The organism is Blastococcus sp. PRF04-17, from assembly GCF_023016265.1.
Lineage (GTDB): Bacteria > Actinomycetota > Actinomycetes > Mycobacteriales > Geodermatophilaceae > Blastococcus_B.
On the sequence record NZ_CP095412.1, the window covers coordinates 4,065,130 to 4,090,295 of the forward strand.

At 73.8% G+C, this 25,166-nt stretch carries 34 protein-coding genes and 1 tRNA gene; 18 read left to right on the plus strand and 17 right to left on the minus strand.

Annotated elements, in window-relative coordinates; translation table 11 throughout:
* The first annotated feature begins 3 nt into the window (after window positions 1-3).
* Window positions 4-77: transfer RNA gene (locus tag MVA48_RS20650), tRNA-Met, on the plus strand.
* A 71-nt stretch (window positions 78-148) separates the two neighbouring features.
* Window positions 149-427: a GNAT family N-acetyltransferase gene (locus MVA48_RS20655; protein WP_246983045.1), complete on the plus strand. Its 279-nt coding sequence runs from the start codon at window positions 149-151 to the stop codon at window positions 425-427.
* Between the two features lie 32 nt (window positions 428-459).
* Here the strand turns inward: MVA48_RS20655 and MVA48_RS20660 are convergent, their stop codons facing one another.
* Entirely contained in the window at window positions 460-969 is a 510-nt protein-coding gene (locus tag MVA48_RS20660) for a VOC family protein (RefSeq protein WP_246983047.1), read from the minus strand.
* A 99-nt stretch (window positions 970-1,068) separates the two neighbouring features.
* On the opposite strand from MVA48_RS20660, the gene MVA48_RS20665 reads away from it, so the two are divergent.
* Together MVA48_RS20665 and MVA48_RS23630 are read left to right on the plus strand one after the other, a co-directional pair.
* Window positions 1,069-1,677 carry a M24 family metallopeptidase gene (locus MVA48_RS20665; protein ID WP_256461100.1) on the plus strand — a complete coding sequence of 203 codons (609 nt, stop codon included), beginning with the start codon at window positions 1,069-1,071 and terminating at the stop codon, window positions 1,675-1,677.
* Window positions 1,605-1,838, plus strand: coding sequence for a M24 family metallopeptidase (locus MVA48_RS23630; protein WP_256461101.1), 234 nt, complete (start codon window positions 1,605-1,607; stop codon window positions 1,836-1,838). Before MVA48_RS20665 ends, MVA48_RS23630 begins: the two co-directional genes overlap by 73 nt.
* A 90-nt stretch (window positions 1,839-1,928) precedes the next feature.
* Here the strand turns inward: MVA48_RS23630 and MVA48_RS20670 are convergent, their stop codons facing one another.
* The 3 genes from MVA48_RS20670 to MVA48_RS20680 are packed head-to-tail and all read right to left on the minus strand — an operon-like array spanning window position 1,929 to window position 4,751.
* Window positions 1,929-2,231: a hypothetical protein gene (locus MVA48_RS20670; protein WP_246983050.1), complete on the minus strand. Its 303-nt coding sequence runs from the start codon at window positions 2,229-2,231 to the stop codon at window positions 1,929-1,931.
* On the minus strand, window positions 2,224-3,360 hold the full coding sequence (locus tag MVA48_RS20675) for a cystathionine gamma-synthase (RefSeq protein WP_246983051.1): 1,137 nt from the start codon (window positions 3,358-3,360) through the stop codon (window positions 2,224-2,226). The genes MVA48_RS20670 and MVA48_RS20675 overlap by 8 nt, the downstream gene beginning before the upstream one ends.
* Window positions 3,357-4,751, minus strand: coding sequence for a cystathionine beta-synthase (locus MVA48_RS20680; RefSeq protein WP_246983053.1), 1,395 nt, complete (start codon window positions 4,749-4,751; stop codon window positions 3,357-3,359). Before MVA48_RS20680 ends, MVA48_RS20675 begins: the two co-directional genes overlap by 4 nt.
* Window positions 4,752-4,813: 62 nt before the next feature.
* Between MVA48_RS20680 and MVA48_RS20685 the strand changes: the two genes are divergently transcribed.
* Genes MVA48_RS20685 through MVA48_RS20695 form a run of 3 tightly spaced genes read left to right on the plus strand, consistent with a single transcriptional unit; the run spans window position 4,814 to window position 7,655 of the window.
* Window positions 4,814-5,824 carry an aldo/keto reductase gene (locus MVA48_RS20685; RefSeq protein WP_246983058.1) on the plus strand — a complete coding sequence of 337 codons (1,011 nt, stop codon included), beginning with the start codon at window positions 4,814-4,816 and terminating at the stop codon, window positions 5,822-5,824.
* The gene (locus tag MVA48_RS20690; RefSeq protein ID WP_246983061.1) at window positions 5,821-6,273 is read left to right on the plus strand and encodes an XdhC family protein; all 453 of its coding nucleotides are present in this window, start codon (window positions 5,821-5,823) and stop codon (window positions 6,271-6,273) included. The genes MVA48_RS20685 and MVA48_RS20690 overlap by 4 nt, the downstream gene beginning before the upstream one ends.
* A gap of 2 nt (window positions 6,274-6,275) precedes the next feature.
* Window positions 6,276-7,655 (plus strand): FGGY family carbohydrate kinase, encoded by a 1,380-nt coding sequence (locus tag MVA48_RS20695; RefSeq protein ID WP_246983063.1) that lies wholly within the window; start codon window positions 6,276-6,278, stop codon window positions 7,653-7,655.
* Window positions 7,656-7,659: 4 nt separating this feature from the next.
* Here the strand turns inward: MVA48_RS20695 and hisN are convergent, their stop codons facing one another.
* A complete protein-coding gene (hisN, locus tag MVA48_RS20700) occupies window positions 7,660-8,463 on the minus strand; it encodes a histidinol-phosphatase (protein ID WP_246983069.1) in 804 nt (267 codons plus the stop codon).
* 22 nt (window positions 8,464-8,485) lie between these two features.
* Window positions 8,486-8,668 carry a DUF2795 domain-containing protein gene (locus MVA48_RS20705; RefSeq protein ID WP_246983071.1) on the minus strand — a complete coding sequence of 61 codons (183 nt, stop codon included), beginning with the start codon at window positions 8,666-8,668 and terminating at the stop codon, window positions 8,486-8,488.
* 51 nt (window positions 8,669-8,719) lie between these two features.
* On the opposite strand from MVA48_RS20705, the gene MVA48_RS20710 reads away from it, so the two are divergent.
* Together MVA48_RS20710 and MVA48_RS20715 are read left to right on the plus strand one after the other, a co-directional pair.
* Window positions 8,720-9,256 (plus strand): DUF2087 domain-containing protein, encoded by a 537-nt coding sequence (locus tag MVA48_RS20710; RefSeq protein ID WP_246983074.1) that lies wholly within the window; start codon window positions 8,720-8,722, stop codon window positions 9,254-9,256.
* A 43-nt stretch (window positions 9,257-9,299) separates the two neighbouring features.
* Window positions 9,300-10,106 (plus strand): hypothetical protein, encoded by an 807-nt coding sequence (locus MVA48_RS20715; RefSeq protein ID WP_246983077.1) that lies wholly within the window; start codon window positions 9,300-9,302, stop codon window positions 10,104-10,106.
* An 89-nt stretch (window positions 10,107-10,195) separates the two neighbouring features.
* On the opposite strand, the gene rsgA is transcribed toward MVA48_RS20715, so the two are convergent.
* The 5 genes from rsgA to MVA48_RS20735 all read right to left on the minus strand — a co-directional run bounded on the left by rsgA (window position 10,196) and on the right by MVA48_RS20735 (window position 13,941).
* Window positions 10,196-11,068 (minus strand): ribosome small subunit-dependent GTPase A, encoded by an 873-nt coding sequence (gene rsgA, locus MVA48_RS20720; RefSeq protein WP_246983079.1) that lies wholly within the window; start codon window positions 11,066-11,068, stop codon window positions 10,196-10,198.
* Between the two features lie 131 nt (window positions 11,069-11,199).
* Window positions 11,200-11,586, minus strand: a complete 387-nt coding sequence (locus MVA48_RS23635) for a hypothetical protein (protein ID WP_371821263.1) — start codon at window positions 11,584-11,586, stop codon at window positions 11,200-11,202.
* Window positions 11,553-11,975 carry a hypothetical protein gene (locus MVA48_RS23640; protein ID WP_256461102.1) on the minus strand — a complete coding sequence of 141 codons (423 nt, stop codon included), beginning with the start codon at window positions 11,973-11,975 and terminating at the stop codon, window positions 11,553-11,555. The genes MVA48_RS23635 and MVA48_RS23640 overlap by 34 nt, the downstream gene beginning before the upstream one ends.
* Entirely contained in the window at window positions 11,882-12,481 is a 600-nt protein-coding gene (locus MVA48_RS20730) for a 3-phosphoshikimate 1-carboxyvinyltransferase (RefSeq protein ID WP_246983080.1), read from the minus strand. The genes MVA48_RS23640 and MVA48_RS20730 overlap by 94 nt, the downstream gene beginning before the upstream one ends.
* 35 nt (window positions 12,482-12,516) lie before the next feature.
* Window positions 12,517-13,941 carry an NAD-dependent succinate-semialdehyde dehydrogenase gene (locus MVA48_RS20735; RefSeq protein WP_246983081.1) on the minus strand — a complete coding sequence of 475 codons (1,425 nt, stop codon included), beginning with the start codon at window positions 13,939-13,941 and terminating at the stop codon, window positions 12,517-12,519.
* A gap of 91 nt (window positions 13,942-14,032) precedes the next feature.
* On the opposite strand from MVA48_RS20735, the gene MVA48_RS20740 reads away from it, so the two are divergent.
* Together MVA48_RS20740 and MVA48_RS20745 are read left to right on the plus strand one after the other, a co-directional pair.
* Window positions 14,033-14,779, plus strand: coding sequence for an SOS response-associated peptidase (locus MVA48_RS20740; RefSeq protein ID WP_246983083.1), 747 nt, complete (start codon window positions 14,033-14,035; stop codon window positions 14,777-14,779).
* Window position 14,780: 1 nt separating this feature from the next.
* A complete protein-coding gene (locus MVA48_RS20745) occupies window positions 14,781-16,316 on the plus strand; it encodes a fused MFS/spermidine synthase (protein WP_246983086.1) in 1,536 nt (511 codons plus the stop codon).
* Window positions 16,317-16,805: 489 nt separating this feature from the next.
* Here the strand turns inward: MVA48_RS20745 and MVA48_RS20750 are convergent, their stop codons facing one another.
* Window positions 16,806-17,006, minus strand: coding sequence for a hypothetical protein (locus MVA48_RS20750; RefSeq protein WP_246983088.1), 201 nt, complete (start codon window positions 17,004-17,006; stop codon window positions 16,806-16,808).
* A gap of 70 nt (window positions 17,007-17,076) precedes the next feature.
* The gene (gene ybaK, locus MVA48_RS20755; protein WP_246983091.1) at window positions 17,077-17,550 is read right to left on the minus strand and encodes a Cys-tRNA(Pro) deacylase; all 474 of its coding nucleotides are present in this window, start codon (window positions 17,548-17,550) and stop codon (window positions 17,077-17,079) included.
* Between the two features lie 241 nt (window positions 17,551-17,791).
* Between ybaK and MVA48_RS20760 the strand changes: the two genes are divergently transcribed.
* The gene (locus tag MVA48_RS20760) at window positions 17,792-18,445 is read left to right on the plus strand and encodes a sigma-70 family RNA polymerase sigma factor (protein ID WP_305852272.1); all 654 of its coding nucleotides are present in this window, start codon (window positions 17,792-17,794) and stop codon (window positions 18,443-18,445) included.
* Entirely contained in the window at window positions 18,442-18,777 is a 336-nt protein-coding gene (gene rsrA, locus MVA48_RS20765) for a mycothiol system anti-sigma-R factor (RefSeq protein ID WP_246983094.1), read from the plus strand. The genes MVA48_RS20760 and rsrA overlap by 4 nt, the downstream gene beginning before the upstream one ends.
* Before the next feature lie 56 nt (window positions 18,778-18,833).
* On the opposite strand, the gene MVA48_RS24360 is transcribed toward rsrA, so the two are convergent.
* A complete protein-coding gene (locus MVA48_RS24360; RefSeq protein WP_014377707.1) occupies window positions 18,834-18,908 on the minus strand; it encodes a 50S ribosomal protein bL37 in 75 nt (24 codons plus the stop codon).
* 177 nt (window positions 18,909-19,085) lie between these two features.
* Between MVA48_RS24360 and MVA48_RS20770 the strand changes: the two genes are divergently transcribed.
* Window positions 19,086-20,141 carry a biotin carboxylase N-terminal domain-containing protein gene (locus MVA48_RS20770; protein ID WP_246983096.1) on the plus strand — a complete coding sequence of 352 codons (1,056 nt, stop codon included), beginning with the start codon at window positions 19,086-19,088 and terminating at the stop codon, window positions 20,139-20,141.
* Window positions 20,142-20,281: 140 nt separating this feature from the next.
* On the plus strand, window positions 20,282-20,785 hold the full coding sequence (locus MVA48_RS20775) for a SixA phosphatase family protein (protein ID WP_246983099.1): 504 nt from the start codon (window positions 20,282-20,284) through the stop codon (window positions 20,783-20,785).
* Here MVA48_RS20775 and MVA48_RS20780 read toward each other — a convergent pair.
* A complete protein-coding gene (locus MVA48_RS20780; RefSeq protein WP_246983101.1) occupies window positions 20,782-21,288 on the minus strand; it encodes a GNAT family N-acetyltransferase in 507 nt (168 codons plus the stop codon). The two genes, MVA48_RS20775 and MVA48_RS20780, sit on opposite strands and share 4 nt — an antisense overlap.
* 59 nt (window positions 21,289-21,347) lie before the next feature.
* Between MVA48_RS20780 and MVA48_RS20785 the strand changes: the two genes are divergently transcribed.
* Together MVA48_RS20785 and MVA48_RS20790 are read left to right on the plus strand one after the other, a co-directional pair.
* Entirely contained in the window at window positions 21,348-21,851 is a 504-nt protein-coding gene (locus MVA48_RS20785) for a histidine kinase N-terminal domain-containing protein (protein WP_246983104.1), read from the plus strand.
* Window positions 21,848-22,828, plus strand: coding sequence for a sensor histidine kinase (locus MVA48_RS20790; protein WP_246983106.1), 981 nt, complete (start codon window positions 21,848-21,850; stop codon window positions 22,826-22,828). Before MVA48_RS20785 ends, MVA48_RS20790 begins: the two co-directional genes overlap by 4 nt.
* Window positions 22,829-22,944: 116 nt before the next feature.
* Here the strand turns inward: MVA48_RS20790 and MVA48_RS20795 are convergent, their stop codons facing one another.
* Window positions 22,945-23,196 (minus strand): WhiB family transcriptional regulator, encoded by a 252-nt coding sequence (locus MVA48_RS20795; RefSeq protein ID WP_246983109.1) that lies wholly within the window; start codon window positions 23,194-23,196, stop codon window positions 22,945-22,947.
* A gap of 350 nt (window positions 23,197-23,546) precedes the next feature.
* A complete protein-coding gene (locus tag MVA48_RS20800; RefSeq protein WP_246983110.1) occupies window positions 23,547-24,572 on the minus strand; it encodes a diacylglycerol/lipid kinase family protein in 1,026 nt (341 codons plus the stop codon).
* 84 nt (window positions 24,573-24,656) lie between these two features.
* Between MVA48_RS20800 and MVA48_RS20805 the strand changes: the two genes are divergently transcribed.
* Complete coding sequence (locus MVA48_RS20805) at window positions 24,657-25,160, plus strand: hypothetical protein (RefSeq protein WP_246983113.1); 504 nt, start codon at window positions 24,657-24,659, stop codon at window positions 25,158-25,160.
* The last annotated feature ends 6 nt before the right edge of the window (window positions 25,161-25,166 follow it).

Sequence of the window (25,166 nt, forward strand, 5' to 3'; positions counted from 1 at the left end):
CGACGCGGGGTGGAGCAGCTCGGTAGCTCGCTGGGCTCATAACCCAGAGGTCACAGGTTCGAATCCTGTCCCCGCTACGACGAAGGGCCCGGTCACCGAGGTGACCGGGCCCTTTTCCTTCGCGGTCGGCCGGGGTAGGGGCCGGTGCATGGAGCCCACTGTCACCGATGCCCCCGACGCCAGCCGCTACGAGATCCGCGAGGGCGAGCAGCTGCTCGGCCACGCCGACTACGAGCGGCGTGGCGACACCGTCGTCTTCACCCACACCGAGGTGGACCAGGACTCCGGCCGCTCGGGGCTGGGCAGCACGCTGGTCCGCGGCGCTCTCGACGACGTGCGGGCCAAGGGCGGCACCGTCGTCGCGCAGTGCTCGTTCGTCCGCGGCTACATCGACAAGCACCAGGAGTACGCCGACCTCGTGGCATGAGGCGACGGGTGGCATGAGGCGACGGGCCGCCGCTACAGCACGTGCTGGCCGTACATCTCGCCGAGCGGGTCGGCGATCAGTTCGATGCGGGCGCCGTCCGGATCGCGGAAGTAGACCGAGACGCCGCTGTGCACCTCGTGCTCGACCCCGGCCTCGGTGAGGCGCTCGACCAACGCCTGCCAGCGCTCGGGGTCGACGCTGATGGCCATGTGGTGGAGCCCACCCAGCACCTCGGCGTAGGGGCCGACGTCCAGCCCCGGGAAGTCGAAGAAGGCCAGCAGGTTGCCGTGCCCGATGTCGAAGAAGAAGTGCGACGACCCGGGATAGTCGCGGTTCTCGATGAGCTCGGTCAGCGGGAAGCCCAGCACGTCCTGGTAGAAGCGCACCGTCCGCTCGACGTCGCTGCTGATCAGGGCCGTGTGGTGCAGGCCGCGGGCCGTCGACGCCGGCCGTTCGCCGGCGGGCCTGAGGTGCGCGTCGCGGATCCGAGCGCGCTCCTGCTCCAGGGCGGCCGGGTCACGGGTGCTCTCGGTGGTGCTCACGATGGGATCCTCCTCGCTGCGGCTGTCCGGACAACCCGAGCGCGTGCCATCTCCTTCCCCGGGGTCGCCGGTGATCGGCGGGCTGCGAGGATCGGGGTCGTGATCGAACTGCGGACACCCGGCGAGCTCGACGCGATGCGGGCGGCCGGGGCGGTGGTCGCGGACATGCACGCGGCGGTGAAGGCGGCGGCGGTGCCCGGCGTGCGGCTCAGCCGGCTGGACTCCATCGCCCGTGACGTCCTGGCCGATGCGGGCGCCACCTCCCCCTTCCTCGGCTACGCCCCGCTGCCGACCACGCCGCCGTTCCCGGGCGTGCTGTGCCTGTCGGTGAACGACGTCGCGCTGCACGGCATCCCGACGCCCTACGAGCTCGAGGACGGCGACCTGCTCAGCGTCGACGCCGGCGCGACCCTCGACGGCTGGGTCGGGGACGCCGCGATGACCTATCCCGTGGGCGTTCCGCGCCCCGAGGACCTCCGCCTGGTCGAGACGACGGAGCGGGCGCTCGCGGCCGGCATCGCCGCGGCCGTCGTCGGCAACCGGGTGGGTGACATCTCCGCCGCGATCGGCGCGGTCGGCCGGGCCGGCGGGTGCGGCATCAACACCGATCAGGGGGTCACGGCGTGGGCCGCACGATGCACGAGGCACCGTCCGTGCCCAACGAGGGCCGCGCCGGCCGGGGCGTGCCGCTGCGGCCGGGTCTGGTGATCGCGATCGAACCGTGGTTCCTCGCCGGCGGGGACGACGACTACACCGTCGACGCCGACGGCTGGACGCTGCGCAGCGCCGACGGCAGCCGCGCCGCGCACGTCGAGCACACCGTCGCCGTGACCGACGACGGTCCGCGCATCCTCACCGCCCCGCGATAGGTCTCAGGCGCCGCGAGCGTGCACTTATCGCCCTATCGACAGGTGCTGATGCGTCGATAACCGCACAATGATCATGGTCAAGTGGGGAAGTCAGCGCCCGAGGGCCGCCCCGATCTCTTCTGCGATCGCGCGGTAGCGGTCGACAGGGCCGGCGTCCTCGGCGCTGAACCAGCGGACGAACTCCTCGTGCACGATGCGCTGGACGTCCTCGACCGTCTCGACGTCGCGCAGCCGCGGGACGATCGTGGCGGCCTCGTGGGAGTACTCGTCCGCGTTCTCCGCGTCGGCGATGCCGATCGGATCGTGGCGATACAGCGAGGCCTCGACGTCGGCCAGGAGTCGCCGATACGGGGTCGTGACTTCTCGCCGATGTGCGTCCGAGAGATCAGGCAAGGGCCTGCTCGAGGTCGGCGAGCAGGTCGTCGACGTCCTCGATGCCGACGGACAGGCGGACCAGGTCCCCTGGCACCTCCAGCGGCGAGCCGGCGGCGCTGGCGTGCGTCATGCGGCCGGGATGCTCGACGAGCGACTCGACGCCGCCGAGCGACTCGGCCAGCGTGAACAGCTGCGCGCGGTCGCACACCGCGAGCGCCGCGTCCTCGCCGTCCCTCAGCCGGAACGACACCATCCCCCCGAAGCCGGACATCTGCTTCGCCGCGATGACGTGACCCGGGTGCGAGGGCAGACCCGGGTAGAGCACCGAGGCGACCGCCGGGTGCTCGAGCAGGAACTCGGCGACCCGCGCGCCGTTGGCGCAGTGCCGGTCCATCCGGACGCCGAGGGTCTTCAGGCTGCGCAGCACCATCCACGAGTCGAACGGAGAGGCCACCGCGCCCATCGCGTTGTGGTTGTAGGCCAGGCGCTCGCCCAGCTCCCGATCACGCGTCACCAGGGCGCCGCCGACCACGTCGGAGTGGCCGCCGAGGTACTTCGTCGTCGAGTGGACGACGACGTCGGCGCCGAGCGTCAGCGGGCGCTGCAGATACGGCGAGGCGAAGGTGTTGTCGACGACCAGCAGCGCCCCGCGCTCGTAGGCGACGGCGGCGGTGGCCTCGATGTCGGTGACGTTGAGCAGGGGATTGCTCGGCGTCTCGCACCAGATCACCCGGGTCGTCGGCCGCATCGCCGCCCGCACCTCGTCCGGGTCGTCGAGGTGCACGGGGGTGTACTCCAGGCCCCACTCCGACAGCACGCGGGAGATCAGCCGGAACGTGCCGCCGTACGCGTCACCGCCGAGGACGACGTGGTCGCCCGCCCGGCACACCGTGCGCAGCAGGGTGTCCTCCGCGGCCAGGCCGGAGGCGAAGGCGAGCGCCGTGGTGCCCTCCTCGAGCGCGGCGAGCGCCTCGTGCAGCGCGTCGCGGGTCGGGTTGCCGCTGCGGCTGTACTCGTAGCCGCCGCGCAGCCCGCCGACGCCGTCCTGCTTGTACGTGGTCGTCAGGTGCACCGGCGGGATGACCGCACCCGTCGCGGCGTCGGGCTCCTGTCCCGCGTGGATCGCCCGCGTGTTGAAACCGGTCATGACCTGACCGTAGAGGCCCGGCCGGCGAGGTGGCCGAGCACGTCCTGCCGGGTGACGACGCCGGCCGGCTTCCCGTCGACGTGGACGACGAGCGCGTCGGCGTCCCCGAGCGCCTGCACCGCCGCGCTCACGCCCTCGCCGGATCCGACGATCGGCAGCGGCGGCGACATGTGCTTCTCCACCCGGTCGTACAGGCTGGCGGTGCCGGCGAACAGCGCGTCGAGCAGTGTCTTCTCGTCCACCGAGCCGACGACCTCGCCGGCGGTCACCGGCGGCTCCGCGCGGACGACGGGCAACTGGCTCACCCCGTACTCGCGGAGGATGTCGATGGCGTCGCGCACCGTCTCGTTCGGGTGGGTGTGCACCAGCGTCGGGGTCTCGCCGGACTTGGCCCGCAGGACGTCGCCGACGGTCTCGCCGGCGGCCACGTCGAGGAAGCCGTAGTCGGCCATCCATTTGTCGCTGAAGATCTTGTTCAGGTAGCCGCGGCCGCCGTCGGGCAGCAGCACCACGACCACGTCGTCCTTGGTGAGCGTCTCGGCGGCGCGCAGCGCGGCGACCACTGCCATGCCGCAGGAGCCACCGACCAGCAGGCCCTCCTCGCGGGCCAGCCGACGGGTCATGGCGAAGGAGTCCCCGTCGGAGACCGGGAGGATCTCGTCGGCGATCTCGCGGTCGTAGGTGGCGGGCCAGAAGTCCTCGCCGACGCCCTCGACGAGGTAGGGGCGGCCGGTGCCACCGGAGTAGACCGAGCCCTCCGGGTCGGCGCCGACGACGCGGACGCGGCCACCGGAGACCTCCTTGAGGTAGCGCCCGATGCCGCTGATCGTGCCGCCGGTGCCCATGCCGGTGACGAACGTGGTGATCCGGCCCTCGGTCTGGGCCCAGATCTCCGGCCCGGTCGTCTCGTAGTGCGACCGGGGGTTGGCCGGGTTGGAGTACTGGTCGGGCTTCCAGCCGCCCGGGCTCTCGCGGGCCAGCCGGTCGGAGACCGAGTAGTACGAGCGCGGGTCGGACGGGTCGACGGCGGTGGGGCAGACGACGACCTCGGCGCCGTACGCCCGCAGCACGTTGATCTTCTCCTGCCCCACCTTGTCGGGGCAGACGAAGATGCACTTGTACCCGCGCTGCTGGGCGACCAGGGCGAGCCCGATGCCGGTGTTGCCGCTGGTCGGCTCCACGATCGTGCCGCCGGGTTGCAGCGCGCCGCTCGCCTCCGCGGCGTCGACCATCCGCACGGCGATGCGGTCCTTCACCGACCCGCCGGGGTTGAGGTACTCGACCTTGGCCAGCACCAGCGGAGCATCCGGCCCCAGGTCCCTGGTCACCGAGGTCAGGCGTACCAGCGGGGTGTTGCCGACCAGGTCGATGACGTTCTCGGCGTACTCCATGCCGCCATTCCACCAGAGCCGCACGGTGGCGAGCCGGGGAGCGCGCGGGCGAGGATGCGGACATGACTTCTCCCGTCGGCACCCGCGCGCTGGGCCGTGGTGGCCTGACCGTCTCGGCTCTCGGCCTGGGCTGCATGGGCATGAGCCAGATGTACGGCGCCGCCGACCGGCAGGAGTCGATCGCGACCATCCACCGGGCCCTCGACCTGGGCGTCACCTTCCTCGACACGTCCGACGTCTATGGCGACGGGCACAACGAGGAGCTGGTCGGCGAGGCGATCGCCGGGCGCCGCGACGAGGTGCAGCTGGCCACCAAGTTCTCGCTGACCCATGACGCCTCGGGCGGCATGACCATCGACGGGCGTCCCGAGAACGTGCGGGCCTGCGCCGAGGCGAGCCTGCGCAGGCTGGGCGTCGAGGTCGTCGACCTGTACTACCAGCACCGGGTCGACCCGAAGGTGCCGATCGAGGACACCGTGGGCGCCATGGCGGAGCTGGTCGAGCAGGGGAAGGTGCGCTTCCTCGGGTTGTCCGAGGCCAGCGCGACCTCGATCCGCCGCGCCGCCGCCGTCCACCCCATCGCGGCGCTGCAGAGCGAGTGGTCGCTGTGGACCCGTGATCTCGAGGGGGAGGTCCTCGGGGTGGCGCGCGAGCACGGCATCGGCATCGTGCCGTTCAGCCCGCTGGGCCGCGGCTTCCTGACCGGGGCGATCACGAGCCCCGAGGACTTCGGCGCCGACGACTGGCGGCGCGGCCACCCGCGGTTCAGCGGCGAGGCGTTCGCGACGAACCTGCGGCTGGTCGAGGCCGTGCGGGAGCTGGCGGGCGAGAAGGGGGCGACGCCCGGGCAGCTGGCACTCGCGTGGGTCATGGCCCAGGGCGAGGACGTCGTCCCGATCCCGGGTACGAAGCGCCGGCACTACCTCGAGGAGAACGTGGGTGCGGCGGCCGTCGCGCTCTCCGCCGACGACCTCGCCCGACTGGACGAGATCGCGCCGCCCGGTGCCACCGCGGGCAGCCGGTACGTCGACGCCGCCTACGCCTACGGCGACAGCCCGGAGCGAGCGGCGTGAGCGAGCGGCTGCTGGTCGCGGTCTTCGCCTCCCCGGTGGCCGACGTGCTCCGGCGTTGGGCGCCCGAACTCGGTTTCCGGGTTCAGGTTCTCGACCCGGATCCCGGGCGAGGGGCCGACATCACGGGGTTCGCGGAGGTCGACGGCGAGTTGGACGACGCCGACGTGGTGGTCACCGATCACCATCGCGCCGAGCTCGGTGACGTCCTTCGGGATGCGCTGGCGCGCGACGTCCGATGGATCGGCGTCATGGGAAACCCGCGGCACGAGGGCCCGCACGTCGCGGCCCTGAGAGCCCTGGGTGTCGCGGACGACGACATCGCCCGCGTGCACCGGCCGATCGGCCTGGACATCGGCTCGAAGGCGCCGGCCGAGATCGCCGTCTCGACGTTGGCCGGGCTGCTCGCCGACCGCAACGGCCGGCCCGGCGGCTTCACCCACGCCGTCTGACCGTGGCCGACGTCCTCGTCGGTGCCGACCTCGGCACCTCCGGACTCAAGGTGGTCGCCCTCGACCCGACGGGGGCCGTGGTCGCGGAGGCGGAGCACGCCCATGGCTACGACCGCCCCGCCCCCGGGTGGGCGGAGTGCGACGTCGCGACCTGGCGGGCGGCTCTCGACCGCGCCCTCGCCGAGCTCGCGGCCCGGCTCGGCGACACCCGCGTCCGGGCCCTCGGGTTCTCCGGGCAGATGCACGGCGCGGTCCTGGTCGACGGCGACGGCGCCCCTCTGCGCCCCGCCGTGCTGTGGCCCGACCAGCGGGCGGCCGGCGAGCTGGACCGCTGGCGCGCTCTCGACGCCGACGCCCGCGCGGCTCTGGCCAACCCGCTGGTCCCCGGCATGACCGGGCCCGTGCTGGCGTGGCTGGGCCGCCACGAACCGGAGGTGGTCGACCGGGCGACGGCCCTGCTCCTGCCCAAGGACGCGCTGCGGGCCTCGCTGCTGCCCGGCACCGAACCGCTCACCGACCGCAGCGACGCCTCCGCGACGTTGTTCTGGGACGTCGTCGCCGACGACTGGAGCGCGGCCGCGCTCGGGGCGGCCGGCATCGCCGGCGGGTTGCTCCCGCGGGTCGCCCCGTCCGCCGAGGTGGCCGGGACCGCGTGGCTGCCGGTGGGCGAGGTGCCGGTCGTCGTCGGGGGAGCGGACACGCCGCTGGCGATGCTCGCCGCGGGCGCAGCCGGCGTGCAGATCAACCTGGGCACCGGCGCGCAGCTCCTGCGGTCCCGCCGGGAGCCGACCCCTGCCGTCGACCCGGTCCTGCACGCCTACGCCGACACCGCGGACGGCTGGTACGCGATGGCGGCCCTGCAGAACGGCGGCTCCGTCTGGGAATGGGCGTGCGGTGTCCTCGGGCTGTCCCTGACCGACTTCGTCGCCGCGGCCGCGACCGTGCCGTCCGGTGCCGGGGGAGTCGTGTTCCGGCCGTTCCTCACGGGCGAGCGCGGCGGTGTGGCCGGGCCCGACGAGCGCGGTGCGTGGACGGGGCTCTCCGCCGGCACCACCCGCGCGGACCTCGCCCGGGCGGCGGCGGAGGGCGTCGTCTTCGCCGTCCGTGCTGCGTTCGACCTGCTCGACGTCACCGACCGCGAGCCCGTGCTGCTCACCGGAGGAGCGGCCCGCTCGGGGATCCTCACGCAGCTGCTGGCCGACGCCCTCGGGCTGCCGGTGCGGCCCCTGGGCCTGCGCAGCGCCTCGGCCGTCGGTGCCGCGCTGCTGGCCGGGCGGGGCGTCGGGCTGGACGTGGACCCCGAGCGTCAGGAGGGGCCGCTCGTGGAGCCCTCCGGCGAAGCGCACCTCGAGGAGGCGTTCGCCCGCTGGTCGGCCCGTTGAGCAGTCAGTCGGGACCGGGCAGGCGGACGTGGCCCAGCGCCGCGTCGTGCAGCTTCCCGTTGGTGGCCAGGGCATGCCCGCCGGCCGGTCCCGGCGCCCCGGTGAGGTCGGTGAACCGGCCACCGGCCTCGCGCACGATCACGTCGAGGGCGGCGAGGTCCCAGACCGACACCTCGGGCTCGCAGGCGATGTCGACCGCGCCCTCGGCGAGCAGGCAGTAGCTCCAGAAGTCGCCGTAGGCCCGCGTCCGCCACACCGAGCGTGTGAGGTCGAGGAAGCCGTCGAGGACGCCGCGCTCCTCCCAGCCCGACAGGCTGGAGTAGGACAGGCTCGCGTCGGTGAGCTCGGACACCTCCGAGACCCGGCAGCGGGTCGCCGACTCCAGCCGCCGGCCGGTCCAGGCGCCGACGTCCTTGGCCGCCCACCACCGCCGGTTGAGCGCGGGCGCGGACACCAGGCCGACCACCGGCTCGTCGCCGTCGAACAGTGCGATGAGGGTGGCCCACACCGGCACGCCGCGGACGAAGTTCTTCGTGCCGTCGATCGGGTCCAGCACCCACCGGCGCGGGCCGTGGCCAGTGGTCCCGAACTCCTCGCCCATCACCGCGTCCCGTGTTCGGGCGCGGCTGAGCGTGATGCGCAGCATCTCCTCGACGGCGCGGTCGGCGTCGGTGACCGGCGTCAGGTCGGGCTTGGTGTCGACCGTGAGGTCGAGCGCCTTGAACCGGTCCAGGCTGATCGAGTCGGCCTGGTCGGCCAGCACGTGCGCCAGCCGCATGTCCTCTGCAAAGCCCCGGCCGGATGTCATCGGCACCCAACCTAGCCGGGGATCACCCGAAGACAGCTGAACTGACCCCGCTCGGCCCCTCGTACTCGCGGTCCTCGATGCCCCGGAGGGCCTCCAGCACCTCGTCCCCGGCCCCTTCCTGCTCGGCACGGGCGACGATGTCCTGCTTGCTCGCCGGGTAGTCCATCCCGGACAGGGCCTTCTGGATGTCGATCGGGCTCACCATGGCCCGGCAGTACCCCGGGCCCGTCCGTCGATGCGTCGATACGGTCGGGCCGTGGATGCCGCGACGATCGCCGGACTGCTCGCCGACCCGGTGCGGCTCAAGGTCGTCGCCGCCCTCGCGCTCGGCGCCGGCACGATCGAGGACGTCGCGAAGGCCGCCGACCTGCCGCTCAAGGACGTCGCCCTCGCCGCCCGCCGGCTCGCCCGCGCCGGGCTGGTGCACCGCGACGGGCACGCCCTGACCCTGCACGCCGACCGGTTCGGCGCGGCCGCCCGCGCCGCGGCCGAGTCGGCGCCCGCCCCCGAGCCGCTGTCCGACGACCCGGCCGAGGACGCCGTCCTGTCGGCCTTCGTCCGCGACGGACGCCTGGTCTCCATCCCGTCGCAGCACACGAAGCGGCTCGTCGTGCTGCGTCACCTGGTGCGGGTGTTCGAGCCCGGCATCCGCTATCCGGAGCGCGAGGTCAACGCGCTGCTCGCCGTCTGGCACCCCGACGTGGCGGCCCTGCGCCGGTACCTGGTCGACCACGGGATGCTCTCGCGCGACGCGGGCGTCTACTGGCGCACCGGTGGACCGGTCGACGTCTGAGAAACCGCTCGCCAGCGGCGTGTCGCGGGCAGACACTTCCGGCGTGCCCGTACCGACCGCCGACGCCTTCGCCGCCCTCGCGCGCTCGTCGCCGTGGCGCTGGTCGACGCTGCGGTTCACCGTCCGGCGCGCCCGGCAGCCCGACCGCGCCGAGCCGCTGCGGGCGTGGCTGCGCAGGCCCGACCTGCTGCGGGTGGAGACGCTGCACGGCGCGCTGGTCCAGATCGTGCGCGAGCCGCCCACGACGGTCGCCGTCCTCGGCTTCCCGCCGACCGCCGGGACGCAGCTGACCTATCGGTGGCCGGTGGAGGGACCGGCACCGGTGCTGCGGGCAGACGGGCTGGTGGACCTCCGCCCGCCGGACCTGTCCTACGACGCGCCGATGTTCCAGGACTACCGGTGGGTCGCCATGCTCGACCCGGTCGAGCTCGCCGACGGCCAGGACCCCGACACCGGCGAGCCCGGGCCCCCGCTGGTCGTCGACTCCGTCTCCGAGCTCGAGCACGCCGGCCGCGCCGCCTGGGAGGCCGTCGTCCGCACGACGGCGTTCTACGAGCCGCGGTGCGGGTGCTGCCCGCTGCTCAGGTGCCGCGACGTCGACGTCTACGAGTACCGCGACCACCCCCAGCACGTCCTCGCCGCCTATCCCGATGCCTACCGCGTGCGGCTCGACGTCGGAACCGGCGTCTGCGTGTTCACCGAGGAGATCGGCGGGCTGACCCCCGGCGAGGGGCATGACCTGCGGATCGAGGCCGTCGACGAGCCGATGGACGACGACCTGTTCGTCGAGCCGCCCCGCGGCCCGTTCCGCCCCCGGTTCGGGTGGTCACCGCTGCCCGGGGGTCAGTAGCGCAGGCCCGTACGCGACAGCGCCGAGATGCGCATCAGACCGGTATCAGCCTCGACGGAAACCGGCCTGAGGCGCAACTCGGTGCATGTTCAGTAGCCGGGGCCGACCTGACCGACCGCGCCGAGCAGCACCCGCAGCGCGGCGAGCTGCTCCTGCCGGGCGGGCGGACCCGCGGCCGCCCAGGCGTCCAGGGCGCACTCGGGGTCCTCGGCGGTGTGGCCGCACAGCGGCGGGCAGTCGACGGCCGCCTCGTTGATCTCGTCGAAGGCCTCGATGACGTCGTCGGCGGTGACGTGGGCCAGGCCGAACGACCGGATGCCCGGGGTGTCGATCACCGTTCCGCCGTCGGGCAGGTCGAACAGCACCGCGGACGACGACGTGTGCCGGCCCTTGCCGATCTTGCTGACGTCGCCGGTGGCTCGTAAGGCGTCGGGCACCAGCCGGTTCACCAGGGTCGACTTGCCGACACCGGACTGGCCGACGAAGACGCTCATCCGGTCGACGAGCCGGTCCAGCAGCGGGTCGAGGGGCGTCTCCCGGGAGATGTGCACGGCGTCCAGGCCCAGGCCGGCATAGCGGTCCAGCAGCGGCTGGGGGCTGCCGAGGTCGGTCTTCGTCATGCAGAGCAACGGTTCGAGCCCGCCGGCGTAGGCGGCGACCAGGCAGCGGTCGAGGAAGCCGAGCGCCGGCTCCGGGTCGGTGACCGCCGTGACGATGACCAACTGGTCGGCGTTGGCGACGACGACCCGCTCGGTGGGGTCGGTGTCGTCGGCGGTGCGCCGCAGCGACGTCGTCCGCTCCTCGATGGTGACGATCCGCGCCAGGCTGTCCGGCCGGCCGCTGGTGTCGCCCACGAGCCGGACCAGATCGCCCACGACGACGCCGTGCCTGCCGAGTTCCCGGGCGCGCATGGCCGTGACGTCGACGGGGGAGGCGTCGGGGCCCTCGATCCGGACGGTCATCCGGCCGCGGTCCACCGCCACCACCAGGCCCGGAACGGCGTCGGAGTGCGCCGGCCGCTGCCGGGTGCGGGGACGGGAGCCGCGGCGGTTGGGCCGGACGCGGACGTCGTCCTCGTCCCAGCTGCGGGGACTCAGCGGCCCGCCCCGGTCGTCTCGCCGAGCAGCCCGGTCCAGCGCTCGACGAAATCGGGCAGCGTCTTGGTCACCGCGCCCGGGTCGGCGACCTGCACGCCCTCGATCGCCAGCCCGAGCACCGCGGCCGCCATGACCATGCGGTGGTCGGCGTAGGAGCCCAGGACGGCGGGGCGGTGGTCCCCGGGCTCGATCACGAGCCCGTCGGGCAGCTGCTCGACCCGGGCCCCCACGGCGGTCAGCACCTCGTCGAGCGCCTGCAGCCGGTCGGTCTCGTGACCGCGCAGATGGGCGATCCCGGTGAGGCGAGAGGTGCCGTCGGCCAGGGCGCACAGCGCGGCCAGGACCGGGGTCAGCTCGCCGACCTCGCCGAGGTCGGCGACCAGGGGGCGATGGTGCCGGTGCCGGTCACCTGGAGCCCGCCGTCGGCAGTGCGGACGACGTCGGCGCCCATCTCGCCCAGGAGCCGGTCCAGCTGGGCGCCCGGCTGGGTCGTGACCTCCGGCCAGCCGCGCACCGTGACCCGTCCGCCGGTGACCAGCGCCGCCGCGAGGAAGGGGGCGGCGTTGGACAGGTCGGGCTCGACCACCACGTCGCGGGCGGCGACCGGGCCCGGGGAGACCCGCCAGCCGCGCTCGGTGGCCACGACGTCGACGCCGTGGGCCTGCAGCGTGGTCACGGTCATCTCGACGTGCGGCATCGACGGCACGCCGCCGGCGAGGGAGAGGTCGAGACCTTCGTCGAACCGCGCCGCGGCCAGCAGCAGCCCCGACACCACCTGGCTGGACTCGCTGGCATCGACGGTGACCGCGCCGCCGCGGACGCCCCCGTGCCGTGCACGGTGAACGGAGCGCGGCCGCGGCCGTCGTCGTCCACCCGGACGCCGGCGTCCCGCAGGCCCTGGATGAGGCCGGCGTTGGGGCGGTCGCGCAGTCTCGGGTCGCCGTCCACCGTGACCGGTCCGTCGGCGAGCGCGGCGACCGGCGGCAGGAAGCGCAGGATCGTCCCGGCCAGTCCCGCGTCGACGTGCGCCGGCCCGCGCAGGGAACCCGGGGTGACGACCTGGTCCTCGCCCTCGTCGTCGATGCGCACGCCGAGCGCCCGGAGCCCTCCGGCCATCAGGTCGGTGTCCCGGGCGCGCAGCGGCCGCACCAGCCGGCTCGGGCCGTCGGCGAGCGCGGCCACGATCAGGGCGCGCGCGGTGATCGACTTGGAGCCGGGCAGCGACACGACGGCGTCGACCGGCGCCGCGCGGTGCGGCGTTCTCCAGACCGGGTCCACGGGTCCATCCTGCCCGAGGGCGGCGGGCCCCCTCGTCAGCCGCCCTGGGGCTTGTCCGCCTTCTTGGCCGGCAGCACCCGCGTGAGCTTGCGGTTGGCGAACTCGAACATCCCGAGCTCCGACAGCTCGCGCCCGTACCCGGACCGCTTCACGCCACCGAAGGGCAGCTCGGGGGAGGAGCCCGTGGGCTGGTTGACGAAGACCATGCCGGCCTCGATCCGGTCGGCCACCTCCCTGGCCTTCTCCAGATCGGAGGAGAAGACCGCGGCGCCGAGTCCGTATGCGCTGTCGTTCGCCAGCTCCACCGCCTCGTCCTCGTCGGCGACCTTGTAGACGACCGCGGCCGGGCCGAAGAGCTCCTCGGAGTACGCCCGCATGTCCGGGGTGACGTCGGTCAGGATCGTCGGCTCGACGAACGCGCCGGGCAGGTCCGGGCGGCCGCCACCGGTGACGACCGTCGCGCCCTTGTCGACCGCGTCCTGGATCTGCGCCTGCAGGTCCTTGGCCGCCTGCTCGCTGGACAGCGGCGCCAGCGTCGTGGACGGGTCGCTGGGGTCGCCGGGGGAGAAGGTCGCGAAGGCCTGCTTCAGGCCCTCGACGAACGGCTCGTAGATGTCGGCGGGGACGATCAGCCGCTTGGCCGCGATGCACGCCTGACCGGTGTTCTGCATCCGGCCCGTCGTGGCCGCCTTCACGGTGCGGCCGAGGTCCTCGGTGTCGAGCACGATGAACGGGTCGCTGCCGCCCAGTTCGAGCACCGACTTCTTGAGGTGCTTGCCGGCCAGGGACGCCACGCTGCTGCCGGCCCGCTCGCTGCCGGTGAGGGTCACGCCCTGCACCAGCGGGTGGGCGATCACCTTCTCGACGTCCGGGATGGCCAGGAAGACGTTGGTGTAGACGCCCTCGGGCACGCCGGCGTCGAGGAAGCACCGCTCGATCGCCAGGGCGGTCTGCGGGTTCAGCTCGGCGTGCTTGAGCAGGATCGCGTTGCCGAGCACGAGGTTCGGTCCGGCGACGCGGACGACCTGGTACAGCGGGTAGTTCCACGGCTCGATGGCGAGCAGGACGCCGATCGGCTCGTTCTCGACGACCGCCTCGCCCTTCATGACGTCGATGCGCCGGGGCTCGAGGAACCGCGGGCCGTTCTCGGCGTAGTACGTGAGGATGCTCGCGGCCAGCTGCACCTCGCCCCCGGCCTCCTGGATGCGCTTGCCCATCTCCCGCGTCACCAGCGCGGCGAACTCGTCCTTGCGCTCGAGCATCAGCTCGCCGGCACGGCCGACGACCTGCGCCCGTTCCTCGACCGGGCGCCGCCGCCACTCGAGGAAGGCGGCGTGGGCCTTCTCGATGACGCCGTCGATGGCGTCGGTCTCCAGGAAGGGGAACTCCTGCTCCGTCTCGCCGGTGTACGGGTTCACCGTCGCGTAGGGACGGCTCCTCTGGCTCTGCGTAGCGGTCACGATCGGATCCTCGTCCCTGAGCAACCGCCGTGCACCGTCAGCAGGCGCACCTAGAGTTCAGGGAAGCACCCGACCCCGGGAGGAACGCCTCATGTGCGGTCGTTACGCGGCCAGCCGAAGCCCCGACGACCTCGTCGTCGAGTTCGAGGCGGTGCGGGCCGACGGGCAGGCCGCCCTGCCCGCCGACTACAACGTCGCGCCCACCAAGGACGTGCACGTCGTCCGCTGGAAGAAGGAACGCGACCCGGAGGGGCTGCCCACCGGCGGCGGGCACCGGGAGCTGCGGGTCGTCCGCTGGGGCCTGGTGCCCTCCTGGGCCAAGGACGTCTCCGTCGGCAACCGGCTGCTCAACGCCCGCGTCGAGTCGCTCACGGAGAAGCCGGCGTTCAAGAAGGCGGCGGCGTCCCGCCGGTGCCTGGTGCCGGCCGACGGCTGGTACGAGTGGGCGAAGCGGCTGGATGCCCCGGGCAAGCAGCCCTACTACGTGACCCCGCAGGACGGCTCGGTGCTCGCCTTCGCCGGCCTGTGGGAGGTGTGGGGGCGCGGGGACGACCGGCTCTACACGTGCACGATCGTCACGTCGCCGGCCGTCGGTGCGCTGACCGAGATCCACGAGCGGATGCCGCTCGTCCTGCCCCCCGACCGCTGGGCCGCGTGGCTCGACCCGCAGCGGGAGGACGTCGCCGAGCTGGCCGCGCCGACCCCGCCCGAGGTCGTGGAGATGCTGGAGCTGCGGCCGGTCGGCACGACGGTGAACAACGTCGCCAACAACGGTCCGGAACTGGTGGCGCGCGCCGAGACGGTCAGTGCGCCGGCGGACCAGCCGGCGCTGTTCTGAGGTGACGCGCGCCGACGAGCGCACGGCCGGTGGTCCGCCGGCCACCGCGGGGGCCCTGCCCGGCTGGGTCGCCGCCGCCGTCACCTTCCTGTGCTCGGGCGCCGTCCTGGTGCTGGAGATCGTCGGACTGCGGCTGATCGCGCCCTACGTCGGCGTCACGCTGCAGACGAGCACGGCGATCATCGGGTTCGCGCTGGCGGCGATCGCCCTCGGCGCGTGGACCGGCGGGGCCACGGCCGACCGCACCGATCCCCGGCGGCTGATCGCACCGTTGATGGTGGCCGGCGGTGCGCTGGTGGTGGCGGTGCTGCCGCTGGTGCGGTTCACCGGCTCGCTGCTCAGCGGCGCCGACGCCGGAGGAGTGCTCCTGCTGGCCGCGGTCGCCGTCGTGGTGCCCGCGGCGCTGCTCTCGGCCGTGCCGCCGATGGTGGTCAAGCTGCAGCTGGCCAGCCTCGACGAGACCGGCGCCGTCGTCGGCCGGCTGTCGGGCATCGGCACCCTGGGGGGCATCGCCGCGACGTTCGTGACCGGCTTCCTGCTCATCGCCGTCCTGCCGAGCAGCGTCATCCTCGTCGGCACGGGCGGGCTCACCGTGCTGTCCGGCATCGCCGTCGCGGTGCTGCTCCGCCGAGGGACCGGGGGTGGAGCTGGCCGGCTGCCGGCCGGGCTGCTGGTGCTGGCCGTCGCCGGCGCCGGCCTCGCGGCCGTCGCGCCGACGCCGTGCGAGGAGGAGACGGCGTACCACTGCGCGCGGGTCGTCGCCGACCCCGAGCGGGCTTCCGGGCGGGTGCTGATGCTCGACACCCTGCGCCACTCCTACGTCGACCTGGACGACCCCACGCATCTGGAGTTCGAGTACGTGCGGGCGATCGCGTCGGTCGCCGACGCGGTGGCGCCGGGCGGCGAGCCGGTCTCGGCGCTGCACATCGGCGGAGGTGGCCTGACCCTGCCGCGCTACCTCGAGAAGGTGCGGCCGGGGACGGAGAGCCTGGTGATCGAGGTGGACCCGGGCGTGGTCGCGATCGACCGGGAGCAGCTCGCGCTGGACACCGGTGAACGGCTGCGCGTGCGGGTCGCCGACGGGCGAGTGGGCCTGGCCGAGGAGCCGGTCGGCCGGCGCGATCTCGTGGTCGGCGACGCCTTCGGCGGGCTCTCGGTGCCCTGGCAGCTGACCACCCGCGAGGCGCTGGAACTGGTCGATCGCGCGCTCGCCGACGAGGGCGTCTACGCGGTCAACCTGATCGACCACCCGCCGCTGGGCTTCGTCCGGGCGGAGCTGGCCACCCTGCGGGCCGTCTTCCCCTCCGTGGTGCTGCTGGCCCGCGCGCCGGTGCTGGCGCGCGAGGACGGCGGCAACGTCGTCGCCGTGGCGTCGCGCTCACCGATCCCGGTCGACGAGATAGCCGCGGGACTCACCGACCGGGGGCTGGCGTGGCAGGTGGCCGAGGGCCGTGAGCTGGCCGAGTTCGTGGGCGACGCCGACGTCCTCACCGACGACCACGCGCCGGTCGACCAGCTGCTCACGCCCTACGGCTGAGCCCGCTCGCCGTGTCCGTCGTCGGACACCCATCGCATGCTCGTCCCCACCTGTCCCCGAAAGGGCGGCTCGGGTACGGCGACGCCTACCGAGCAGTGGGCCTGACGACCCGTCATCAGCCTCGGAATGAGTCGTCAGGGCCCACTGCTCGACCATCGACATGCGGGGAACCGGTTCCGGCGTGTCCCCGAGCAGCCCACTGCGAGACGAGGTCGGCGTCCTGGATCGCGGTCGACGGGGTGCGCTCAGGCCCCATTCGCCGTCCCAAAACGGGGCTTCTGCGCACACGCTCACGGGCGGAGCGCCTGTATCTGAAGCCGCCCTACGGGACATGGGTCGGTCGTCCGGTCACATCGACCCGCAACGGTGTACGCGGACGACCAGCGTCTCGACGGAGGCCGTGACGTCAGCGCACCTCGTCGGCGCCGGGAGTCGTCACGTCTCGTCGTAGGTACCACCGAGCAGGAGCCTGCCGGTCGATCGCCATCGCTAGCGCTGTTGTCGGCGGGCGACGACGACGAGCACGACCAGGACGACCAGCAGCGGCGCCCACGGCGGCAGTGCGAAGGGTCCGAGCAGCAGCCCGGCCACGTACAGCATCAGCCGGAACGCGACGAGGAAGGCCACCAGCAGACCCACCCAGAAGAGCGCCGGCCGCTCCATCTGCAGGCGGCGCAGGTACTCGTTCATGGGCGGCCGTCCTCCGGTCCAGGGGTGTCGCGGCAGCTCCAGTGAACCGCACGAACGGTCCGGCCCGGCGTCAGCGGGCGATCGGGGCGGTCCGTGCCTTCGTCAGCGCGATCAGGTCGGCGGGCGCGAGCTCGACCTGGAGCCCACGCCTGCCCGCACTCACCATGACCGTCGCGAACCCCAGGGCCGAGTCGTCGACCACCGTCGGCAGCGGCTTCTTCTGTCCGAGCGGGCTGATCCCCCCGCGGACGTAGCCCGTGGTCCGCTCGGCGTCGGCCGGATCGGCCATGACCGCCTTGCGCCCGCCGGTCGCCGTGGCCAGTGCCTTGAGGTCCAGGGTGCCCGCGACGGGGACCACGGCGACGGTCAGCCTGCCGTCCACGCTGGCGACCAGGGTCTTGAAGACCTGGCGGGGGTCCGAGCCGAGAGCGGCCACGGCCGCCTCGCCGTAGCCCTGGTCGGACGCGTGCCCGGCGTCGTAGGTGCGCAGGGTGTGCGCCACGCGCGCCTTCTCGAGTACCCGCACCGCGGGGGTCGCCGCCACGGCGTGGCAGCGTAGCCAGCGTCCCCTCGGATCGCTGCGCGCCGGGAATCGGTGTGCGGCCCCACCGGTTGCACGAGCCGTGAGCAGCACCGTCTCCAGCGCCCGCCCGAGGGCCGCGCACCGGCGTCCCCCGGGCCGCCCCGATGCCGCGCGGCTAGGATCGACCGATGCGGCGCCCCGCATCCGTGGGCCCCAGAGAGGACGGTCGGTGCCCGAGCAGACCGCAGATCAGACTCCCGAGGTGACGGTCCCGGTCGAGACGCCCGAAGCGCGGGCGGACGGCAGCCGGGCCGAGGTGGCCGAGACCCGCGCCGAGCGGGACGCCCGCTTCGAGCGCGACGCGCTGCCGTTCCTCGACCAGCTCTACCCGGCGGCGCTGCGCATGACCCGCAATCCCGCGGACGCCGAGGACCTGGTCCAGGAGACGTTCGTGAAGGCCTACTCGGCCTTCCACCAGTTCGCCGAGGGCACGAACCTCAAGGCGTGGCTGTACCGGATCCTGACCAACACCTACATCAACAGCTACCGCAAGAAGCAGCGGCAGCCGCAGCAGTACCCCACCGACCAGGTGCAGGACTGGCAGCTGTACGCCGCGGAGGAGCACACCTCCAGCGGGCTGCGGTCGGCCGAGATCGAGGCGCTCGACCACCTGCCTGACACCGACATCAAGGAGGCCCTCCAGCAGCTGCCGGAGGACTTCCGTCTGGCGGTGTACCTGGCCGACGTCGAGGGGTTCGCCTACAAGGAGATCGCCGAGATCATGGGGACGCCGATCGGCACGGTGATGTCCCGTCTGCACCGCGGCCGGCGGGGGCTGCAGAAGCTGCTGGCCGACTACGCCCGTGAGCGCGGGTTCGTCCGCGCCGGAGCCGGTGAGGAGGCGAACCGTCCGTGAGCAACGACGCTCCCGGGGCCGGCGAGCCCATCGAGATCAACTCGTGCGACGACGTCCTCACGCACGTGTTCGAGTTCCTCGACCACGAGACCCCCGACTCCCGTCGGGCGGTGATCGCCGAGCACCTCGAGGACTGCTCCTCCTGCCTGCGCGAGTTCGGCATCGAGCAGGAGTTCAAGGCGCTGGTGCGCCGGCGCTGCGGCGGCGACACCCCTCCCGCCGGTCTCCGCGAGCGGATCAAGCTGCAGCTCACCGCCGTGGCCGTGGAGGACGACGGCACGTCGGTGTCCGTGCAGCGACTCGCCGCCGAGACCACCGGCGACCCGGCCTAGTCCCAGAACGCCAGAACGCCCCGTACCGCGGTCGCGGTACGGGGCGTTCTGTCTTCTCAGGCGTTGGGCCGCTTGCCGTGGTTGGCCTTGTTCCCCTTGCGGGAGCGACGCTTGCGTCCACGCTTGGACATCGCGCTGCCCTCCTCTCTCGGTGCCGCTGGTGGGTCGGCTCGACCCCTCTCCTCGCGGACCGGGGGCGCGGCGCACGTAGGGTGCGCGGCGTCGCCGGAACCGCCAAGCTGACGGCGACAAGCCTCTCACGGGGCGGTCCGGCCGTGCGCCGGGCGGGGGATCGCAGGAGGGACGTCGTGGCACAGCTGGGGATCGAGAGCGTGCTCGTGGCCGGTCGCGGCCCGGCCGCCTGCAGCGCCATCGCCGCCTGCGAACGGCTGGAGGTGAAGGCCGTCGCGGTCCACTCCGAGGCGGAGCGCACCGCCCGGCACGTGCGCATGGCCGACGACGCGGTCCTGCTCGGCCCCGCTCCGGCCACCGAGTCCTACCTCGCCGTCGACCGTATCGTCGAGGCTGCCCGCCGGAGCGGCGTCAGCGCGGTCCTCCCCGTGCCGCCGGCTCTCGCGGGCAACGCGCGACTGGCCGCGGCCGTCGTCGCCGCGGGGCTGATCTGGGTGGGGCCGGACGCCGAGGTGCTGGAGCGGCTCGGCGGTGACGGCGTGGAGCCCGCGAGCGAGCGGGGACTGCTCGCCTGGGTGACCGCTGACGGGCTCCGCTTCCCGACCCGCGTCTCCCGCGACCGGGCCGCCGGCATCGCCCGGGTGTCGTGGACCCCCGACCACGAGCCGGCCGATGGCGAGCTGCCCCGGGCCGCCCGCCGCCTGGTGGACGTCGGCTGGCGCGGGCTGGTCACCGTCGGCGTCTCGGCCGACGGCGAGCTCGCCGAGGTCGCGGCCGGTTTCTCCCTCGACATGGCCGTCCTCGAGCGCGCCCACGGCGTCGATGCCGTGGAGCTGGCGCTGCGCAGCGCGGCCGGGGCTGCCGCGGTCGCCGCGGCACCGTCCGGCCGTCCGGCGCAGTTCGCGGTCACCGTCCAGCTGCGGTCCACGCTGCCACCGGGCACCGCGGGGAGGGTCACCGGGCGGCTGCCCGACGGCCGGCCCGTGACGGGCGTTCCCGAGGGCGTCGAGGCGGTCGCGGTCACCGGATACGAGCCGGGCGACCGGCTCGACGGCTGGTACGACGCCCTCCTCGCGACGGTCAGCGCCGCAGCGCCGGACACGGCGACCGCGGCGCGCGCCGCCTCGGACGTGCTGTCCGGACTGCCCGAGATCGGGGTGCCGCACGACGGGACGGAGGTGTGCGCCGTGCTCGGGCGGCTCGCCGCCGGCAACGCCGTCAGCAATGCCTGACGGTCGGGGAAGAGGGCCCGTGGCAGTCGATCTCATCGCCACGCTCGCCGGCTGAGGACGCGCGTCGGTTCTGGCCGCACCCCCGGTGGACGGCCCTCGAGCAGCGGGCACTGACCGAGAGCCGGTGTCAGACTGCACCAGTGCCGCCGCGCCGTCTCGTCCTGATCCGCCACGCCGAGGCGGGCGACGCGCCCGTCGACGTCGACCGGCCCCTCACGCAGCTGGGAGAACGACGCGCGGAGGCGATCGGCGAGTGGCTCGGCCGAGCCGGCCTGGCGCCCGACCGCGTGGTCGTCTCACCCGCCGTCCGGGCGCAGCAGACGTGGGAGCGGGCAGCCGTCGCCCTTCCGGCCGGCCTGACCGGTGTCGACGAACGGATCTACGACAACACCGTCGACGCGCTGCTCGCCGTTCTCGGCGGGCTGCCGGACGAGGCCATGACCGCGGCGCTCGTCGGCCACAACCCCGCCGTCGGCCAGCTCGCGGCCGTCCTCGGCGACGCCGAGGGCGATCCGGCGGCCCGGCACGACGTCGGTTCCGGCTTCCCGACCGGCGGCGTCGCGGTCTTCGTCCTCGCGGGAACCTTCGCCGCCCTCGAACCGGGGACCGCGACCCTGACCGACTTCGCGGTGCCGGGCGCCTAGAGGTCGAGCGAGTACACCAGCAGGTCGACACCCGGCAACGGCGACCAGTCCCGCTCCGGCAGCCGGGTGAAACCGAGGCTCTCGTAGAGCCGGTGCGCGGCCGTCATCCGTGGATCGGTCGAGAGGACGACGCGCTTCTTCCCCGCCCGCCGTGCTCGCTCCAGGCAGGCGGTGACCAGCAGCCGGCCGATCCCTCGCCGCTGCGCCGACGGGTCGACGACCAGCATGCGGAAGGCAGCCTCGTCGTCGGAGACGGTCACCTCACCGAAGTCGCCGGTCAGGACCAGTGCCACGCTGCCCACGATCCGGCCGTCGGTGTCCCGCGCGACCAGCAGCTCCGCCACCTGGGCCCGGCCGGCCACGTCGGCGAGCTGGAGGGTGTAGGCCGCTCCGGCCAGCCCCCCGTCGACGTACACCCGCACGGTCAGGTCGGCGATGGCGGCGTGGTCGGCGTGCCGGGCCGGCTCCACGTACGGGGGCGTCGGCTCTGCGCTCCGGACCACCCGAGCAGCGTAGGCGGCGGCCCGACATACGCTCGGGGCACCATGACCGGGGACCCGCGATGAGCAGCCTGTCCGACCGCCTCACCCGGGGCGCGGCGTCGAGCCCCTCCCAGGTCGACCACGCCCGCCGGCTGGTCGCCGACTGGCAGCTGCTGGCCGACCTCGCCTTCGCCGACCTCACCCTGTGGGTGCCGCTACCCACCGGCGCCTGGTGGTGCGTCGCGCAGGTCCGGCCGCTCACCGCGCCGACCAGCCGGCCCGAGGACCTCGTCGGCAGCGAGGTCGAGGGGGCCGTGGCCGAGCCGTTCGTCATCGCCCACCGCGAGGGCCGCCCGGTCACCGAGGGCGAGCCCGACTGGTCGGGCGTCGCGCCCCGGCGCCGCGAGGTCATCCCGGTGCGGCACGACGGGGTGCCCGTCGCCGTCCTCGCCAAGGACACCAACCTGGCGGTCACCCGCTCGCCGTCCACCCTCGAGCTGACCTACCTCGACATCGCCGCCGACCTGTGCCTCATGGTCTCGGCGGGCACGTTCCCCCGCAGAAGCTGCAGGACGCCGAGATGAGCCCCCGGGTCGGTGACGGCCTCGTGCGCCTCGACGGGGCCGGCCGCGCCGTCTACGCCAGCCCGAACGCCCTGTCGGCCTACCGCCGGATCGGCGTCGCCGGCGACGTGGTGGGCGCCGACCTGGCCGAGCTCACCCGCGGGGCGTCGGCCGACCGGGTCGCGGGGGAGGCCGTGGCAGCCGGCATCGCCTCCGCGGTCGCCGGCCGGTTCCCCGACCCCATGGACGTCGAGGGCCCGAGCGCGATCATGCTCCTGCGCGCGCTGCCGCTGCGGGCCCCCGGCGCCGAAGCCGGGGCGCTGGTGCTGGTCCGCGACGTGACCGACGTCCGGCGCCGCGACCGTGCGCTGCTCACCAAGGACGCCACCATCCGGGAGATCCACCACCGGGTGAAGAACAACCTGCAGACCGTCGCCGCGCTGCTGCGGCTGCAGGCGCGCCGGATGACCGAACCGGCGGCGCGGGCGGCGCTCGAGGAGTCGGTCCGCCGGGTCTCGTCGATCGCCGTGGTCCACGAGACGCTCGCCGGCAGCCGGGAGGACGTCGTCTCGGTGGACGACGTCCTCGACCAGGTGCTGCCCATGCTCGGTGACCTCGCCTCGGTCGGCCCCGCCGCCCGCACGCGGCGGACCGGCTCGTTCGGCGAGCTGCCGGCCGCCGCGGCGACCCCGCTCGTGCTGGCGATCACCGAGTTGCTGCACAACGCCGCCGAGCACGCGTTCCCGGAAGGGGAGACCGGCGCGATCGAACTGGTCGCCGAGCGGCTGGGCGACGACCTCGTCGTCCGCGTGCGCGACGACGGCCGCGGGCTGCCGGCGGGCTTCGACCCTGCCGGCAGCGACGGCCTGGGTCTGCAGATCGTGCGGACGCTGGTCACCAGCGAACTGGGGGGAACCCTGACGATGCAGGTCCCGGCCGGACAGGCGGGCACCGAGGCGGTCCTGACCATCCCGGGCATCGGGATACCGCGCCGGTGAGCCGCACCGCCGGGACCACGGAGGCCGAAACGCCGACGAGGCCGGTCCGGACTGTTCCGGATCGGCCTCGTCGGCGTCTCGATGCGGTCGTGTGACGGCGACCGCGGTGGTGCAGCTCAGGCGGTGTGCACCCGGGTGCGGGCCTGACGGCGCTTGAGTGCGCGTCGCTCGTCCTCGGAGAGCCCACCCCAGACGCCGCTGTCCTGACCCGAGCGCAGGGCCCAGTCCAGACACGACTGCACCACCGGGCAGCGCCGGCACACGGTCTTGGCCTGCTCGATCTGCACGACAGCCGGACCGGTCGTCCCGATGGGGAAGAACAGCTCCGGGTCCTCGTCGCGGCAGAGCGCGCGGTGGCGCCAGTCCATGGCTTCGTACTCCTCGGTGTCGTCTACGGTAGGTGCTCAGTCGCCGGCCTCGGACCGCGTTCCAGGGCCGACACCGGTTGCCCAGCGCTTTGGCTCAGCGACTACTTGCTCTTTGTTACTAGCAAGTTGCGTTCCAGACGCGATGTTTTCACGTGCAGAACGCGTGTCAAGCAGATCGAGGTCGTCGTAGGACCCCTCGTGAGCAAGCTCACCACGGGCGTGCTAGGACCGCCACTCGACGGAACCACACGCCGGTGAGGGACGTTGACAAGAGCCTGCCGACGTGCCAATGGCCCTCGTGCGGGGCCCGCTGCGAGCGTGCGAGCAGTGGGGGGCAGGAGGGTCCTTCTTCAGGCGATCACGCGCAGCGCGGCCGGCACGTGCCGCAGCCGCAGACCGGTGGCGGTGCCCAGGTGGTCGCCGTCCACCTGCCAGCCCTGGGGCCGACCCGCCGTCAGTTCGAGCTGTTCCAGGTCGTGCCAGCGGTGCACGCCGCGCCCCCGGGCGTCGGGCTCCCGCGCGAGCGTCTGCCGCAGTGCGGAGAGCATCCGGAGCGCGCCCATGCGGCCCATCGCGAAGACGTCGAGACGGGTGTCGAAGGAGGCCTCGGGCGACGGGTTCACCGGCCGGGCGCCGAGGTAGGTCCACGGGCTGACGTTGGAGACCAGGCAGAGGAAGAGCCCTTCCACCGGGTCCTCGCCGGGCACCCGAAGCGTCATCGCCGGACGGCGGCGCTCCCTGCCGAGCAGGAAGGCGCTGGTGGCCTCCCTGACGTAGAGGGGGCCGGTCGAGCGCCGCCCGGCCGCGCGGCGTGCCTCCACCCGGGCGATGACCTCGGCGTCGAACCCCAGCCCGGCGGCGAAGACGAACCAGCGCGGCGGGGTCCACTCGTCCTGGTGCCGCTCGGCATCGGCCTGGGCATCGGCCTCGGCGGTGACCGGGTCGGCGTCCCGGACCGGTGCGGTGCTGGTGCCGGTCGCGCTCGCCGTGCCCAGGGAGACCAGTCGCGTGCGTCCCGCCCGCAGGGAGTCGAGGATCTCGGCCGTCGCCTCGATGGGGTCGCGGGACCGGCCCAGAGCACGGGAGAAGACGTTCGTGGAGCCGCCCGGCACGACGGCCAGCATCGGGAGGTGCGGTGCGGGGCCGTTCTCCATCAGGCCGTTGACGACCTCGTTCACCGTGCCGTCACCGCCCACGGACACCACGAGGTCCATGCCCTCCGCGACCGCCCGCGCGGCGAGCCGGCGGGCGTGCCCCCGCCGCTCGGTGTGGACGACGTCGACCTTGAGCTCGCTGGCGAGGGCGCCGACGAGCACGTTGCGCATCTTCACCGTGGTGGTGGTGGCCGCGGGGTTGACCACGACGAGCGCGCGCATGACCGCCAGGCTAATCAGGCGTGGCGTGTTTCCACGGCAGGAACGGCCGATGAGCGGGGCGCGGGGCCGCGTAACCTCGCCGACGTGACCGAGCAGAGCGCATCCGGGGGACGGCCCTCCCGACGCGCGATGGACCGGCTGTTCGGGCCCGCGGCCGCGCCCTCCGCCCCGAAGGCCCCGCGGGAGCACCCGGCGGCGCCGCGCGCGCTCCGGTGGGCGGCGGCGGTCGTCGGTCTCGAGGCCGCGCTGCTGGCCCTGGGTGCGCTGGTCCTGCTCTACCTCACCCTCACCAGCACGGCCGACAGCATCGGTCGCGCGCTGGCCGAGGTCGTCCTCGTCGCCGGTGGGGCGGCCCTGCTCGCCGTCGCCGCGGTCGGGTTGTGGCGGGTCGCCCGCTGGGCGCGCGGACCGGTCGTCGTCTTCCAGCTCCTGCTGGCGGCCCTGGCCTACACGACCGCCTTCGACGCGCAGCAGCCGGCGATCGGCCTGCCGGTGCTCCTGCTGGTCGCTGCCGAGCTGTACCTCCTGGCGACGCCGGAGGCGTGGCTGGCCTACCTCGAGCAGGAGGACCACCCACCCGGCCCCTGAAAGGGC